This is a genomic window from Actinomadura miaoliensis (assembly GCF_039536785.1).
Taxonomy (GTDB): Bacteria; Actinomycetota; Actinomycetes; order Streptosporangiales; family Streptosporangiaceae; genus Spirillospora; species Spirillospora miaoliensis.
On the sequence record NZ_BAAAZG010000022.1, the window covers coordinates 22,653 to 37,485 of the forward strand.

The following is a 14,833-nucleotide window of genomic DNA, read 5'->3' on the forward strand; positions in this document are numbered from 1 at the left end:
CGGGGATGAAAGCGGAAGGCATCCAGGCTGCCGCCTGGCTCCTCATCGCGCTGCCGCTGGCCGGCGCGGCGGTCCTGCTGCTCGGCGGGCGCCGCACCGACAGGTGGGGGCATCTGCTCGGCGTCGCCATGTCGCTGGCGTCCTTCGTGGTGGGCGCGGCGATGTTCGTCCAGATGCTCGGCTACGACCCGGAGGAGCGGCGCCGCGCGCTGCACCTGTGGGAGTTCTTCGACGTCGGGTCGTTCAAGGTCGACATGGGGCTGCTGGTGGACCCGCTGTCCATCAGCTTCGTGCTGCTGATCACCGGGGTGGGTTCGCTCATCCACATCTACTCCATCGGCTACATGGAGCACGACCCCGACCGGCGGCGCTTCTTCGCCTACCTGAACCTGTTCGTGGCGGCGATGCTGCTGCTGGTGCTGGGCGACAACTACGTGGCCATGTTCATCGGCTGGGAGGGCGTGGGCCTGGCCTCGTACCTGCTGATCGGGTTCTGGCAGCACAAGCCCAGCGCGGCCACCGCCGCCAAGAAGGCGTTCGTGGTGAACCGGGTCGGCGACTTCGGCTTCATCACCGCGATCATGCTGATGTTCGCCACGTTCGGCACGGTCGGGTTCGAGCAGATCCTCGGTGAGGGCGCCGAGCACGTGGGCGTGGCGTCCCAGCTGAGCACGGGCACGGCGACCGCGATCGGGCTGCTGCTCCTGCTCGGCGCGTGCGGCAAGTCGGCGCAGCTTCCGCTGCAGTCCTGGCTGCTGGACGCGATGGAGGGCCCGACCCCGGTGTCGGCGCTGATCCACGCGGCGACGATGGTGACCGCGGGCGTGTACCTGATCGTCCGGTCCGCGCCGATCTTCGAGATGGCGCCGGACGCGCAGCTCGCGGTGACGATCGTCGGCGCGGTCACGCTGCTGGCCGGTGCGGTCATCGGGTGCGGCAAGGACGACATCAAGAAGGCCCTGGCCGGTTCGACGATGTCGCAGATCGGCTACATGATGCTGGCCGCCGGGCTGGGCCCGGCCGGCTACGCCTTCGCCATCGCGCACCTGATCGCGCACGGGTTCTTCAAGGCCGGGCTGTTCCTGGGCGCCGGGTCGGTCATGCACGGCATGAAGGACGACGTGAACATGCGCCGGTACGGCGCGCTGCGCGCGGTCATGGTGATCACCTGGGCCACGTTCGGGCTGGGCTACCTGGCGATCATCGGGTTCCCGCTGCTGTCCGGCTGGTTCACCAAGGACGCCATCATCGAGGCCGCCTTCCACAAGGGCGGCACGTCCGGCGCGATCCTCGGCACCTGCGCGCTGGTCGGCGCGGGCGTCACCGCGTACTACATGTCCCGGGTCATGTTCATGACGTTCTACGGCGAGCAGCGCTGGGACGACGGCGTGCACCCGCACGAGTCGCCCAAGGTGATGACCGTGCCGCTGATGCTGCTGGCGGTCGGGTCGCTGTTCGCGGGCGGCTTCCTGATCCTCGGCGGGTTCTCCGACTTCCTCGGCCCGGTGGTCGGGCACCCGCACGAGAGCGAGTTCCACTGGATCACCGTGCCGGGCATCGCCACGCTGGTGCTGATGGTCATCGGTGTGGCGATCGCGTGGCGGCAGTACGGGGCCCGCCCGGTGCCGCGCACCGCGCCCGCCGGGTCGTTCCTCACCGTCGCGGCCCGCAAGGACCTGTACGGCGACGCCATCAACGAGTCGCTGCTGATGCGTCCCGGGCAGTGGCTGACCCGCCTGGCGGTCTGGTTCGACAACCGCGGGGTGGACGGCCTGGTCAACGGGCTGGCCGCGGGCGTCGGCGGCAGTTCGGGCCGCCTGCGTCGGGTGCAGACCGGCTTCGTCCGCTCCTATGCCCTTTCCATGCTCTTCGGTGCGGCCATCGTCGTGGCGGCGCTGCTGGTGGTGAACGTCTGATGGAAGACTTTCCCTGGCTGTCCGTCCTGATCGCGCTCCCCGCGGTGGGCGCGCTGGTCGTCGGCGTGCTGCCGCGGGCGCGCGAGGAGCTGGCCAAGCAGGCCGCTCTGGGCGTGTCGGTGCTGGTCGCGCTGGTCACGCTGCTGATGGCGTCCCAGTTCGACACCGGCGGGCCGCGCTTCCAGTTCGAAGAGACCTACTGGTGGATCCGCGCGTTCGGGGTGCACTGGGCGGTCGGCGTGGACGGCATCGCGCTGGCGCTGATCGGGCTGTCGGTGATCCTCGTCCCGCTGGTGATCCTGGCGTCCTGGCACGAGGCGGACCGCTCCGGCGGCGTGGACGTGCCGCCGCGCCGGTCGGTGAAGACGTACTTCGCGCTGCTGCTGGCCATGGAAGCGATGATGATCGGCGTCTTCGCGGCGACCGACGTCTTCCTCTTCTACGTGTTCTTCGAGGCCATGCTGATCCCGGTGTACTTCCTCATCGGGTACTACGGCGGGGCGCAGCGCTCGTACGCGGCCGTCAAGTTCCTGCTGTACTCGCTGTTCGGCGGGCTGCTGATGCTGGTGGCCGTCATCTGGCTGTACCCGCTGTCGAACCGTCCGGTCAGCGAGGGCGGGGTCGGGCACGGCACGTTCCTGTTCAGCGAGCTGACCCGGCTGCAGATCGATCCGACCACGGCCAAGTGGCTGTTCCTCGGCTTCTTCGTCGCGTTCGCGATCAAGGCGCCGATGGTGCCGGTGCACACCTGGCTGCCGGACGCGGCGGCGCAGTCCCCGGCCGGGGCGCTGGTGCTGATCGTCGGCGTGCTGGACAAGGTCGGCACGTACGGGATGATGCGGTTCTGCCTGGAGCTGTTCCCCGGCGCCGCCAAGTGGGCCACGCCGGTGGTGATCGCGCTGGCGGTGGTCAGCGTGATCTACGGCGCGGTGCTGGCGATCGGGCAGGTCGACCTCAAGCGGCTGGTGGCCTACACGTCGGTGTCGCACTTCGGGTTCATCGTGATGGGCGTGTTCGCGATGACCTCGCAGGGCCAGTCCGGCGCCGCGCTCTACATGATCAACCACGGGTTCGCCACCGGGGCGCTGTTCCTGGTGGTCGGGTTCATGATCACGCGGCGGCGGTCGGCGCGGATCGACGCGTTCGGCGGCGTGCAGAAGGTGGCGCCGCTGCTGGCGGGCAGCTTCCTGGTCGCGGGCCTGGCCGGGCTGTCGCTGCCCGGACTGGCGCCGTTCGTGTCGGAGTTCCTCGTGCTCACCGGCACGTTCACCCGCTACCGGGTGGCCGCGGTGCTGGCCGCCACCGGCATCATCCTGGCCGCCATCTACATCCTGTGGATGTACCAGCGCACCATGGGCGGCCCGGCCAAGGAGGCCGTCGGCGGCATGAAGGACCTGTCGCTGCGCGAACGCCTCGCCATCGGCCCGATCATCGCGATCATCGTGGCGATGGGCTTCTTCCCGCAGCCGGTCCTCAACGTGATCAACCCCTCGGTGCAGCACACGCTGGCCCGGGTCGACAAGCACGACCCGGCGCCCCAGATCGTCGCTGAGAACGGAGCGCGTCCGTGAGCACCTCGACTTCGGTGAGCGTCGTGCTGGCGCAGAACGAGATCCCCGCGCCGCACATCGAGTACGGGCAGATCGCGCCGATCCTGGTGATGTTCGGCGCGGCCGTGCTCGGCGTGCTGGTGGAGGCGTTCGTCGGCCGCGCCTGGCGGTACCCGGTGCAGCTGACGGTGGCGGGCGTCGGCCTGGCCGGGGCGCTGTTCGGCACGATCATGCTCGCCTTCGACAAGCCGTTCCACGTCGCCGCCGAGGGCGCGCTGGGCGTGGACGGGCCGACGCTGTTCATCCAGGGCACCGTGCTGGTGCTGGCGCTGGTCAGCCTGCTGCTGATCGCCGAGCGCCAGCAGGGCCACTTCGCGGCGCAGGCCGCGGCGCTGCCCGGCACGGAGGCCGAGCAGGAGACCGCGGCGGCGGGCGGCACCCAGACCGAGGTGTTCCCGCTGATGATGTTCGCGGTCGCCGGAATGATCACCTTCCCGGCCGCCAACGACCTGCTGACCATGTTCGTGGCGCTGGAGATCCTGTCGCTGCCGCTGTACCTGCTGTGCGGGCTGGCGCGGCGCCGCCGGCTGCTGTCGCAGGAGGCCGCGGTCAAGTACTTCCTGCTGGGCGCGTTCTCCTCGGCGTTCTTCCTGTACGGGGTGGCGCTGCTGTACGGCTACGCCGGGTCGGTGCGGCTGTCGGCCGTCGCCGACCAGCTCAGCCGCAACGCCGGCCAGGAGACGCTGCTGCTGGCCGGTACCGCGCTGCTGTCGGTGGGCCTGCTGTTCAAGCTGGGCGCGGTGCCGTTCCACATGTGGAAGCCGGACGTGTACCAGGGCGCCCCGACCCCGATCACCGCGCTCATGGCGTCCTGCACCACGGTGTCGGCGTTCGGCGCGATCCTGCGGGTGTACTACGTCGCGTTCGAGAACCTGCGCTGGGACTGGCGGCCCGCGATGTGGGGTGTGGCGATTCTCACGATGATCGCGGGCGCGGTCGTCGCGATCACCCAGACCGACGTCAAGCGGATGCTGGCCTACTCGTCGATCGCGCACGCGGGCTTCCTGCTCACGGGCGTGATCGCCACGTCCCGCGACGGCCTGTCCGGCTCGCTGTTCTACCTGGCCGCCTACGGCTTCACCGTGATCGGCGCGTTCGCGGTGATCTCGATGGTGCGGGACGCGGGCGGCGAGGCCGCGCACCTGTCGCGCTGGGCCGGGCTCGGGCGCCGCTCCCCGGTGGTGGCCGGGACGTTCGCCTTCTTCCTGCTGGCGATGGCCGGTATCCCGCTGACCAGCGGGTTCACCGGCAAGTTCGCGGTGTTCAGCGCGGCCGTGCAGGGCGGTGCCACCCCGCTGGTCGTGGTCGGCGTCATCGCCTCGGCGATCGCGGCGTTCTTCTACGTCCGCGTCATCGTGGTGATGTTCTTCTCCGAGCCGGAGGCCGACGGCCCGTCCGTGGTCGCCGGACCGGCCACCGCGGCGGCCGTGGCGCTCGGTCTGACGGCTACTGTTGTACTCGGCGTGCTGCCCCAGCCCGTGCTGGACCTCGCGGGGCACGCCGCGTCGCAGATGTTCGTCCGCTAGACCGGGGGTCCTGGTGAGTAGTGCCGTTGCGTTCGACCTGACAGTGGACGACGGTCTCGCGGCGGACATCCGGGAACGGCTCGCCGCGGTCGAGGACCTGCTCCGCGAGTCGGTGCGCAGCGAGGTCCCCCTGCTCGCGGAGGCGTCCCGGCACCTGCTGGAGGCGGGCGGCAAGCGGTTCCGCCCGATGCTGGTGCTGCTCGCCTCCCACTTCGGGGACCCCGCCGCGTCGGGTGTCGTCCCGGCCGCGGTGGTGGTCGAGCTGACCCACCTCGCCACGCTGTACCACGACGACGTGATGGACGAGGCGACGGTGCGCCGGGGCGACCAGTCGGCCAACGCCCGGTGGACCAACACCGTCGCCATCCTCACCGGCGACTACCTGTTCGCCCGCGCCTCCGACCTGCTGGCCGACCTCGGGCCGGAGGCGGTGCGCATCCAGGCGCGCTCGTTCGCGCGGCTGGTGCGCGGCCAGATCCAGGAGACCGTCGGCCCGGCCGAGGACGCCGACCCGCTCAAGCACTACCTGCAGGTGCTGGCCGACAAGACCGCGTCTCTGATCGCCACGTCCGGCCAGCTCGGCGCCCTGCTGGCCGGGGCGCCGTCCCACGTCGTCGACACCATCACCTCGGCGTGCGAGAAGATCGGCGTCGCGTTCCAGTTGTCGGACGACATCCTGGACGTCGCGTCGGAGACCGAGCAGTCCGGCAAGACCCCCGGCACCGACCTGCGCGAGGGCATCCGCACCCTGCCGATCCACCACGTGCAGTCCGGCATCGGCTCCGGGCCCGACGACGCCCGTCTGCGCGAGCTGCTGACCCTCGACCTGACCGACGACGCGCTGCACACCGAGGCCCTGACGCTGCTGCGCGCCCACCCGGCGATGGACCGCGCCCGCGCCGACCTCCGCGCCTGGGCCGAGGACGCCCGCGCCGAGCTGCTGACCCTGCCCGACATCCCCGCCCGCACCGCCCTGACGGGCCTGTGCGACTACGTGGTGTCCCGCACGGGCTGACCCGCACCTCCGGCGGCATCCGTGCCGAGCTTCTCGGCACGGATGCCTCTCCTGGGCCGTCAACTCCACCGTCCCGACGCTTACGGGCGGCGCTGTTCCGGGCCTCTGCTACCAGACGTCGCCGTCGCGCCAGTCGCAGGTCAGCGCGCCGGACACGTCCACCGTGGTGTTCACGGGGAGGACGAAGATGCCGTCGTCCTCTTCTTCGGTCCGTACGACGCCCTGCGGGGTGAGCGCGTAGGACGGCCCCTGCCACCGCTTCCAGCCGAGCGCCGTGTAGAACTCGATGGCCTCGTCGCTGGCGGACAGGGCACCCAGTTCGTACGCCCCTCTCAGCACGCGCTCGATGGCTCCCATGAGGGCGGCACCGTGGCCCTTGCGTTGCCGGTCGCCGCGGACTCCCACGGCCTCGACGTAGCCCGTGCGCAGTGCGCGGCCGTCGTGCAGCATGCGCCGTTGGACCACCGACGCGTGCCCGACCAGTTCGGCCCCGTCCCACGCCAGTGCGTGGACGCCTCCCAGCGCGTGGTCCCAGTCCGCGTCGGAGAGGTCCCCGTCGAAGACGTCCGCCAGCAGCGCCCGGACCGATGCGAGCGTCGCGCCGTCCAGCTCGGCGGTGTGCGCCGTGCGGATCTCTATCTCGCCCATGTGATCATTCTGCTCGCCGGACGCGGAGCAGATCCCTCCGGCACCCGACGATCAGGTCGCCGTCGGGTGCCCAGGCGAGCGCGGTCGCCGGGTACGGCAGCGTGAACACGCCGAGGGGTGCCCTCGTCGGAAGGTCGAACAGGGTCACCGAGCGGTCCGTGCGGGCCACGGCGGCCAGTGGTCTTCCGCCGCCGTGGACCGCCAGGGCGGTCACGTGCTCGATGTCGTCGGGGGCGAGGTGCCACGCGGCGCCGGTGCCGAGGTCCATGACGCGCACGGCATGGCCACGCGAGGTGACGATCGCCGGTTCCTCGCCGAGACGGACGAAGGCGCGGACACGTTCGGCGGGCCGCATGGCCTCGGTGACCGGTGTGACGATCGGGGCGCCTTCGCGCAGATCCCACAACTGGAAGGGGCCGAAGGCCCGGCTGACGGCGGCGACCGGGCGTCCGCCGAGTTCGCCGACGGCGATGCCGTCGGGCTGGTGCCGCCCCGGGATGTCGCCGAGGCGCTCCCCGGTGACGAGGTCGGTGATGTGCAGCGTCGTGCCGCAGCCCGCGGTCAGCACGATCGAACGTCCGTCGACGACGGCGGGGACCACGAGGCGGACCTCGCCGCGATGGTCGACGGCGACGGGCCGGTCCGGACCGCCGTCGAACCAGCGGTGCAGCGCGTCGTCGGTGACACCGTGCAGGTCGCCGCCACCGGCGACGACGGCGACGCCGTCACCGGCCGGTACCGCCGCGACGGCGTGGACCTGCGCGGGCATCGCGCCGGCCGCGGCCTCGCGTGCGCCGTCCTCCAGCCGCCACGAGCCGACGACCCCGTCCGTGCCTCCGGCGAGGACGTGCCCGCCGGGCGCCACGGTGAGGCACCGCACGGTGCTCGAATGACCGGCATCGTCATGGCGCGTCCCGGTGCCCACCCGCCAGACCGCGAGGGCCTCGTCGGCGTGCGACACGGTGACGACGACGCCGGGGCCGCCGTCGGTGAGCGCGCACCAGCTGGTGGGGCCGACCAGGGGTCGTTCCGCCGGGCGGCCGGCGTCGACGTCCCACAGGTGCACCGCCTCCTGATCGCTGAGCGCCACCAGGCGCCGGCCGTCGCCGGTGACGACGCCCGCGATGTCGTGCGCCGGCTGAGGGCCCGGCATCCGGCGGCTCAGGCGCGTCCGGGAGGCGGCGTCCCACACCTCCACCTCGCCGTCCCACGAGAGCGTGGCGAGCACGCCGTTCCCGTCCGGCCAGGTGGCGATCTTCCTGATCTTCGAGGCGACGGGGAGCGAGCCGATCCGTTCACCGCGTTCCAGATCCCAGAGCCCGACCCCGTCACCCGCCACCGCCGCGACCGGGCGGCCCCTTACGGTGACCACGGACACGTCGTTGAACCGTTCTCCGCTGGCGAGCACCCGGACCTCGCCGTCGGCCAGGTGCGTGACTCGCAGCGTCTCGTCCCAGGCCACCGACACCACGGCGGGGCCGTCGTCCAGCACCGTGGTCGCCAGGCCCACGACGACTCCCCGGTGACCGGCGATCCCGTCCAGCACCGCGCCGGACTCCAGGTCGATCGGCTTGGGGGTGTCGCTCCAGTCGCAGACCACGGCGACCGGCCGGCCTTCGACGGACGTCGTCACCAGGTGCGTCCCGCCGACATCGTGGGCGGTGCGTACCGGCTCGCCGGTCGCGGCGTCCCAGACCTGCACCATCTTCGCGGCGCAGTCGTGGAGGTGCGGCCGGGCGCAGTCACCGTCGTAATGCGCGTCGGTCGCCGTCACGTAGACCGGCTTACCGCCCACCACCGCGCTGACGACGGCGTCGCCCCGAACGCCTTGGACGACCCGGCTCAGCCGGGGATCGGCGTCCGAGCCCGTCGTCCACACAATCCGCATTCGCAAAGACTAGGAGCGAGACGGCGTCACTCGTGCCCTGGGGACTGGTGTTGCGCGCCCCAGTCCCACAGGGCCTGCAGGATGGGGGCGAGGCGGTGCCCCTGGGGCGTGAGGCTGTAGCGGGTGCCGGGCGGCCAGCCGGGCACGCGGTGGCGGTGCAGGACGCCGGCTTCGGCCAGGTGGGCGAGCCGGTCGGACAGGACCTTGTCCGAGAGCGCGGGCAGGGCGTGGCGGAGTTCGGTGAAGCTGCGGTCGCCGCGCAGGAGTTCGCGGATCACAAGGGTCGTCCAGCGGCCGCGCAGCGCCGCCAGGGTGATCTCGACCGGGCAGGCGGGGTCGGGTTCGGTGACGTGCGCGCGCGGGTCGTCGGGCAGGCCCGGACGCGACGGGTGACCACGCGGGTAACCAACCGTTTGGTGAGTCACGAGGGCGCCTCCTAGCGTTGCCGCGTCGTGATTATCGCCTGCGGGGAGGACATGTGATGCGGCAGCTTGCCGAGCGTCCCGAGGACGTGCCGTCGGTGTTCGCCGAACGGTTCAACAGCGGTGACCTGGACGCGGTGGCGGAGGTCTACGAGAGCGGAGCGGTGTTCGTCCCCGAGCCGGGCAGCGCGCTGACCGGGCGGCAGGCGCACGCGGCGAACGCCGAGTTCGTGGGTCTCGGGGTGCCGATCACCGTGCGGCCCCGGCACGTCTACACGGCCGGCGACATCGCGTTGCTGATCGTGGACTGGGCCATCGACGGCACCGACCGTGAAGGGCGGCCCGTGCACGTCGAGGGCACCGCCTCCGATGTCGCGCGGCGCGGCGCGGACGGGCGGTGGCGGTACGTCGTCGACAACCCCTTCGGCACAGCGTGACGGCGGGCCCTGCGGCCGGTGGCGGTCACGGCCGGGGGTGCGCAATGTGGAAGAAGAACGGGCCGGGCGGCGGCTTCATGCTGGCGGGTGAACCGTCCCCGGTCGCTCAGCGAAACGTGGTCCCGACGCCGCGCCCACCTCCCTGACGCCATCCCCGCGCCGCCAAGGAAACGTCATGTCGCAGCAGAGTCCACCGAGCATGTCCACTGTCCCCGCCGCTACGCAGCCACCGACCTCCGCGTTCGTGAACGGGCACTTTCCGCGCCGGCGCGGGCTCATCATCGCGCTCAGCGCCCTGGCCGGGTTCCTGCTGACGGTCGCCTGGTCCGCCGAGTTCGTCGACCAGACGATCGGTGACAACGTCGCCAACACGCTGCTCGGGCACGACGCGAAGGAGACGCCGATCGCGGGGGTCGCCGCCGGCATCGCGTTCGCGTTCGTCAGCGGGCTCGCCGGGTCGTTCACGGCCTGCAACATCGCGGCGTTCGGCACGGTCGCGCCCATGCTCGGCGGCGTCGGACGGCGGCGCGACCGGCTGGTCCAGGCGATGAGGCCGCTCGGCTGGATGGCGGCCGGCATGGTCGTCGTGTCGGCCGTCTACGGCGCGATCGTCGGATTCGTGGGGACGAGCATGCCGCAGTTCTCCACCGCGCAGAACGCGCCCGGCTCTCTTTCGGCGCGCAGCATCCAGTCGATGGTGGTGTTCGGCGTCATCGGGCTGGTGATGATCTACCTGGGGCTGGCCGCGCTGGGCATCGTCCGGGACCCGTTCCGGCGGGTGGCGCGGCGTTTCCCGAACGCGCCGATGGTGTTCATGGGCGCGCTGATCGGCGGATTCCTGATCGGACGGCCGTTCCCCCTGTTCCGGCAGATGTTCCGGGACGCGGCCGAGAGCGGTAACCCGCTGTACGGGGCGGCGGCCTTCGTCCTGCAGTCGGTGGGGAACATCGCCATCATGGCCGTGCTGTTCCTCGTCCTGATGTCGGTCGGGGGGCGCCGCTTGCAGGCATGGTTCGCGGCCAGGCCGAGCCGCCTCGCCGTCCTGACGGCGTCGTCGCTGATCGTCGCGGGGGTGTTCACCTTCCTGTACTGGGACGTCCGGCTGCTCGCCCGCCGGGAGATCATCCCCTGGTACCCGGTCGCGCCCTGGGCCGACTGACCGCAGGCGACGCGCCCCTCGGCGCCGGTCTCGACGCCTACGCCCAGGTGGGCTGATTCGGGGGAGGGGGGCGGACGGTGCCCGCCCCCCAGGGGTCAGACCTTCTGTGCGGGGGCGGCGTCGCCGACCCCGCGCACCTTCATGGCGTGCATCACCAGGTTGATCAGGACGTTCTTGCACGAGTCGAGCCTGCGGGCGTCGCACAGCATGACCGGGACGCTCGGGCCCAGGTTGAGCGCCATCTCGATCTCTTCCAGCTCGTACTGGCGGGCGCCCTCGAAGCAGTTGACCGCCACCACGAACGGGGTGCCGCGCCGTTCGAAGTAGTCCACCGACGGGAAGCAGTCCTTCAGCCTGCGGGTGTCGGCCAGCACCACCGCGCCCAGCGCGCCGAGCGCCACCTCGTCCCACATGAACCAGAACCGCTCCTGGCCGGGCGTGCCGAACAGGTACAGCACGTACTCGTCGCGCATGGTGATGCGGCCGAAGTCCATCGCGACGGTGGTCGTGGTCTTGCGCTCCACGCCGGACACGTCGTCGACGCCGACGCTCTGGTCGGTCAGCAGCTCCTCGGTGCGCAGCGGCTGCGTCTCCGAGACCGTGCCGACCATCGTGGTCTTGCCGACGCCGAAACCGCCCGCGATCACGATCTTGACCGCGGTGGGCAGCCTGCGGCCGTCCAGCTTGCGCCTAGAGGGCCCGGAGACCATCGATCACCGCCTTGTAGAGCCTGATGTCGTGCATGTCCGCCTCCGGCTGCGGCTCCTGCATGGTGATCAGCCCCTTGTCGAGCAGATCGCCCAGCAGCACCCGCACCGTGGCGACGGGAAGGTCCAGATGACCGGTCAGCTCCGCCACCGACGTCACCTGCTGGCACAGCCGCATGATCGCCAGGTGCTCCGGCCCCAGCCCGATCTCGCCCTCGGGTTCCGGGCCGATGGCCACCACCAGCGTGATCAGGTCGAACTGGCCCCGGGTCGGCTCCAGCCGGCCGCTGGTCATCACGTACGGCCGCACCATCGGACCGGCGTGCTCGTCGAGCCACCGCTCGTCGTGCGGCTCCGGCGGCAGGGCGTCGTCCTCGGGAGGCATCATCGCTCGGCCCGGTCCTCGGCGCCCGCCACCCGGGCCGGTGAGGTCAGGTGGTGGCCCATACTGGCGACCAGCATGGCCATCTCGTAGGCGATCAGCCCCACGTCGGCCTCCTCGTCGGCCAGCACGGCCAGGCAGGCGCCCTTGCCCGCCACCGTGACCAGCAGGAACGCCGACTGCATCTCGATGATGGACTGCCGGACGGGACCGCCGCCGAACCGGGTGCCCGCGCCCTTGGCCAGGCTCTGGATGCCCGAGGCCACGGCGGCCAGGTGCTCGCCGTCGTCCTGGTCCATGCCCTGCGAGGCCGCCATCAGCAGGCCGTCGGCGGACAGCACGACCGCATGCCGGGCGTGCGGCACCCGCTTCACCAGATCGTCCAGCAACCAGCCCAAATCGGCCGACGAACCGGACTTCTGCATCACTGATCGTCCTCGCCTTCTGCTGCTCGCGTGCCCATCGCCCTGGCCGCCTCGTCACGCCCGCGGCGGGTGCCCTTCTGGTAGGAGCCCATGATCCGCAGCACCTCTTCGGGGGATCGGCCCGGTTCGTCCGGCTCCTCGTCCTGCTGCTCGTCCTCCGCCGGAGCGTCCTCGCGCAGCGGCGGGGCCAGGTTGGCCTGGGGGACGCGGACGGGCAGACCGGACGGTGTGCTGGGGTTCTCGGGCACGGTTGGCTGGTCCTCCGGCGGTGTGGGGTCGTCGTCGGGACGCGCGGCGCCGTTCGCGGCCCCCCGGCCGGGCCCGGTACGGGCCGTGGCGGGCGCGTCGTCGCCCTCGTCGTCCCCGGCCGCGCGTCCACCGTCGCCGCCGCGGCCGGTGGACGGGGCGGCGCGCCGCCCGTTGGAGCGGTCCGCTGGGCGCTCGGGCGCGGGGGAGGGGACCGCGACCAGCGACCGCTGGCCCTGGCCGGGTTCCCCGGGGCCGACCGGCGCCGCGCCCACCGCCGCGGGCTGCCGCACGGCCAGGCCGTTCTCGGTGGTCTGCCCGTCGGTCACGGGCTGCGGCCCGGTGGCGCCCCGCCGGTCCGACGGCTCGACCACCAGCTCGCGGGGGACGACCACGACGGCGGTGGTGCCGCCGTAGGCCGAGCGCTTGAGCGAGACCTGCACCCCGTACCGCTCGGCCAGCTTGCCGACCACGAACAGGCCCAGCTGCACCGAGCTCTGCATGTTGAACTCGGGCGGGTCGGCGATCCGCTCGTTGATCTCCGCCAGCTTCTCGTCGGTCATGCCCAGCCCGCGGTCCTCGATGTCGATGGCGAAGCCGCTGGCCACCATGTGCCCGCCGACCTGCACCACCGTGTCCGGCGGGGAGAACGACACCGCGTTCTCGATCAGCTCGGCCAGCAGGTGGGTGATGTCGCCGACCGCCCGTCCGGCCAGCTCCACCGGGCCGAACGGCAGCACCTGCACCCGGGTGTAGTCCTCCACCTCGCCGACCGCGGCGCGGACCACGTCCACCATCGGCACCGACCGCCGCCAGCCGCGCGCCGGGATGGAGCCCGACAACACGATCAGGTTCTCGGCGTTGCGCCGCATGCGGGTGGCCAGGTGGTCCAGGCGGAACAGCTCCTGCAGCTCCTTGGGGTCGATGTCGCGGCGCCGCTCCATCTGGTCGAGCAGGCTCAGCTGCCGCTGCACCAGCGTCTGGGTCCGGCGGGCCAGGCTCAGCAGCACGTCCCGGATGCCGCGCCGCAGCTCGGCCTGCTCGACGGCGGTGCGGATCGCGGTCTCGCGGACGGCGTTGAAGGCGCGTCCCACCTGCCCGATCTCGTCGGTGCCGAACTCCAGCGGGGGCGCCTCGGCGGCGACGTCGACCTTCTCGCCGTGCTCCAGCCGCAGCACCACGCCCGGCAGCCGCTCCTGGGCCAGCTCCCACGCCGCGCCGCGCAGCTTCTCCAGCTGCCGCACCAGCGCGCGGGCGGTGGTGATGGACACGACGATGGACGCGATGACCGCCAGCAGCCCCAGACCACCGGCCAGCACCAGCCGCAGCACCACGCCGAGGGCGACGGGCGTGCTCCGCTCGACCACGCCGTCACCACCGGTCAGCACCACCTTGTCGTGCCCCTCCATGACCGGGTCGATCGCCGATCGCCATTCCTCCATCGTCACCGCCGGAGTCGCGCTCGTGCGTGACCTCTGGATGACGCGTTCCTCGAGGGCGCGGAGCCGGACGTAGGGGGCGCTGGTGTAGAGCTGGTCGTAGCGGCTGCGGTCGGCGGGGGGCAGCTCGTTGGCGGCCTCCTGGAACAGGAAGCGCTGGGTGCCGACGAGTTCGGTGAACTCGGAGGACTCCGCGGTGTTCAACCGGCCCGCGGTGATCGCGCCCGACAGCAGCGCGTCCTGCCGGGACAGCACCTCCCGGGCCCGGGTCAGGCTGATGAGGGTCCGGCTGTCCCTGGCGATGGCGTCGTCGTCGACGCTGGCGCTCGAGGAGAAGATGCGGAACGTGGCGTCGATGATGGCGTTGAAGGTCTCCGGTGCGTCACTGCGGCTCACCTGGCCGCCATCGATCCGCTGCCGCGCCGGGGCCAGACCGTCCAGCTGGTCGAAGGTCTCCTTGATACGCCGGTTGCCCAGGTCGCTGGCGGCCCTCTTGACGTCGCCGTCGTCGGCGAGCCGGCGGAACTCGGCCACCGTCCGGTCGGTGCGGGCACGCTGCTGTGTCAGCGCCTGGCGCTGCTGGGGGCCGCGGCGGCCCAGGTAGACCACGGTGAGCCGGCGTTCCTCCTGGAGGGCCGTGATCAGTTCGTTGCCGGGCCGGCCGGTCTTCGTGTCCAGGGTGCTGAGCGAGAGCAGGTTGAGGCCGTCCCGGAGGGTGACCCACGCGGCGAACACCCACAGCGCGGCGAGCGATACCAGCAGGGCCGTGATCTTGGTCCGCAGGCGTGAGTTCCGGAAACGCATCAGCTTGTCCTCAGTGAGTCCTCAGACGGGCTCCAAGGGGACTCGTGATCCGTCATGGGTGGCCGACGGCCGGCGAGTCGTTGGGGTCCCGGTGCCTGGTGCGGTAAGGGGTGAACCGCATGACACGCGGCAGTACCTTAGCAACGCGGGTGCCCCAGAAGTTGTATTTTGTTCCCGCCAGTCCTGGGGGGTTTCCAGGTGTTTCTTGG

At 71.7% G+C, this 14,833-nt stretch carries 13 protein-coding genes; 6 read left to right on the top strand and 7 right to left on the bottom strand.

All coding sequences use genetic code 11. From position 1 onward, the window contains the following. Positions 1–5: 5 nt before the first annotated feature. From nuoL to ABD811_RS18125, 4 genes are all read left to right on the top strand, one after another. Positions 6–1,916, top strand: coding sequence for an NADH-quinone oxidoreductase subunit L (gene nuoL, locus ABD811_RS18110; protein ID WP_344948676.1), 1,911 nt, complete (start codon positions 6–8; stop codon positions 1,914–1,916). Continuing rightward, on the top strand, positions 1,916–3,487 hold the full coding sequence (locus tag ABD811_RS18115) for an NADH-quinone oxidoreductase subunit M (RefSeq protein WP_344948678.1): 1,572 nt from the start codon (positions 1,916–1,918) through the stop codon (positions 3,485–3,487). The genes nuoL and ABD811_RS18115 overlap by 1 nt, the downstream gene beginning before the upstream one ends. Positions 3,488–3,576: 89 nt before the next feature. Beyond that, the gene (nuoN, locus tag ABD811_RS18120; protein ID WP_425549428.1) at positions 3,577–5,052 is read left to right on the top strand and encodes an NADH-quinone oxidoreductase subunit NuoN; all 1,476 of its coding nucleotides are present in this window, start codon (positions 3,577–3,579) and stop codon (positions 5,050–5,052) included. Between the two features lie 13 nt (positions 5,053–5,065). Then, the gene (locus ABD811_RS18125; RefSeq protein WP_344948683.1) at positions 5,066–6,067 is read left to right on the top strand and encodes a polyprenyl synthetase family protein; all 1,002 of its coding nucleotides are present in this window, start codon (positions 5,066–5,068) and stop codon (positions 6,065–6,067) included. 108 nt (positions 6,068–6,175) lie between these two features. Here ABD811_RS18125 and ABD811_RS18130 read toward each other — a convergent pair whose 3' ends face one another. Genes ABD811_RS18130 through ABD811_RS18140 form a run of 3 tightly spaced genes read right to left on the bottom strand, consistent with a single transcriptional unit; the run spans position 6,176 to position 9,028 of the window. Beyond that, positions 6,176–6,715: a GNAT family N-acetyltransferase gene (locus tag ABD811_RS18130; RefSeq protein ID WP_344948686.1), complete on the bottom strand. Its 540-nt coding sequence runs from the start codon at positions 6,713–6,715 to the stop codon at positions 6,176–6,178. A gap of 4 nt (positions 6,716–6,719) precedes the next feature. Then, the gene (locus ABD811_RS18135) at positions 6,720–8,603 is read right to left on the bottom strand and encodes a WD40 repeat domain-containing protein (protein ID WP_344948688.1); all 1,884 of its coding nucleotides are present in this window, start codon (positions 8,601–8,603) and stop codon (positions 6,720–6,722) included. Positions 8,604–8,629: 26 nt separating this feature from the next. Beyond that, entirely contained in the window at positions 8,630–9,028 is a 399-nt protein-coding gene (locus ABD811_RS18140; protein WP_344948691.1) for a winged helix-turn-helix transcriptional regulator, read from the bottom strand. Between the two features lie 56 nt (positions 9,029–9,084). Here ABD811_RS18140 and ABD811_RS18145 point away from each other — a divergent pair, with 56 nt between their 5' ends. Then, positions 9,085–9,462 (top strand): YybH family protein, encoded by a 378-nt coding sequence (locus tag ABD811_RS18145; RefSeq protein WP_344948694.1) that lies wholly within the window; start codon positions 9,085–9,087, stop codon positions 9,460–9,462. A gap of 244 nt (positions 9,463–9,706) precedes the next feature. Next, positions 9,707–10,621 carry a hypothetical protein gene (locus tag ABD811_RS18150; RefSeq protein ID WP_344948696.1) on the top strand — a complete coding sequence of 305 codons (915 nt, stop codon included), beginning with the start codon at positions 9,707–9,709 and terminating at the stop codon, positions 10,619–10,621. 95 nt (positions 10,622–10,716) lie between these two features. On the opposite strand, the gene ABD811_RS18155 is transcribed toward ABD811_RS18150, so the two are convergent. The 4 genes from ABD811_RS18155 to ABD811_RS18170 are packed head-to-tail and all read right to left on the bottom strand — an operon-like array spanning position 10,717 to position 14,624. Next, on the bottom strand, positions 10,717–11,331 hold the full coding sequence (locus tag ABD811_RS18155) for a GTP-binding protein (protein WP_344948698.1): 615 nt from the start codon (positions 11,329–11,331) through the stop codon (positions 10,717–10,719). Continuing rightward, the gene (locus ABD811_RS18160) at positions 11,312–11,716 is read right to left on the bottom strand and encodes a DUF742 domain-containing protein (protein ID WP_344948701.1); all 405 of its coding nucleotides are present in this window, start codon (positions 11,714–11,716) and stop codon (positions 11,312–11,314) included. Before ABD811_RS18160 ends, ABD811_RS18155 begins: the two co-directional genes overlap by 20 nt. Further along, a complete protein-coding gene (locus ABD811_RS18165; protein ID WP_344948879.1) occupies positions 11,713–12,135 on the bottom strand; it encodes a roadblock/LC7 domain-containing protein in 423 nt (140 codons plus the stop codon). The genes ABD811_RS18160 and ABD811_RS18165 overlap by 4 nt, the downstream gene beginning before the upstream one ends. Then, entirely contained in the window at positions 12,135–14,624 is a 2,490-nt protein-coding gene (locus tag ABD811_RS18170) for a sensor histidine kinase (protein ID WP_344948703.1), read from the bottom strand. The genes ABD811_RS18165 and ABD811_RS18170 overlap by 1 nt, the downstream gene beginning before the upstream one ends. Positions 14,625–14,833: the final 209 nt, after the last annotated feature.

Excerpts from the sequence above, each read along its gene's own strand:
- ABD811_RS18155 (WP_344948698.1), bottom strand. The coding sequence starts at position 11,331 with ATGGTCTCCGGGCCCTCTAGGCGCAAGCTGGACGGCCGCAGGCTGCCC.
- ABD811_RS18165 (WP_344948879.1), bottom strand. The coding sequence starts at position 12,135 with ATGCAGAAGTCCGGTTCGTCGGCCGATTTGGGCTGGTTGCTGGACGAT.
- ABD811_RS18160 (WP_344948701.1), bottom strand. The coding sequence starts at position 11,716 with ATGATGCCTCCCGAGGACGACGCCCTGCCGCCGGAGCCGCACGACGAG.
- ABD811_RS18130 (WP_344948686.1), bottom strand. The coding sequence starts at position 6,715 with ATGGGCGAGATAGAGATCCGCACGGCGCACACCGCCGAGCTGGACGGC.
- nuoN (WP_425549428.1), top strand. The coding sequence starts at position 3,577 with ATGTTCGGCGCGGCCGTGCTCGGCGTGCTGGTGGAGGCGTTCGTCGGC.
- ABD811_RS18135 (WP_344948688.1), bottom strand. The coding sequence starts at position 8,603 with ATGCGGATTGTGTGGACGACGGGCTCGGACGCCGATCCCCGGCTGAGC.
- ABD811_RS18145 (WP_344948694.1), top strand. The coding sequence starts at position 9,085 with ATGCGGCAGCTTGCCGAGCGTCCCGAGGACGTGCCGTCGGTGTTCGCC.
- nuoL (WP_344948676.1), top strand. The coding sequence starts at position 6 with ATGAAAGCGGAAGGCATCCAGGCTGCCGCCTGGCTCCTCATCGCGCTG.
- ABD811_RS18170 (WP_344948703.1), bottom strand. The coding sequence starts at position 14,624 with ATGCGTTTCCGGAACTCACGCCTGCGGACCAAGATCACGGCCCTGCTG.
- ABD811_RS18115 (WP_344948678.1), top strand. The coding sequence starts at position 1,916 with ATGGAAGACTTTCCCTGGCTGTCCGTCCTGATCGCGCTCCCCGCGGTG.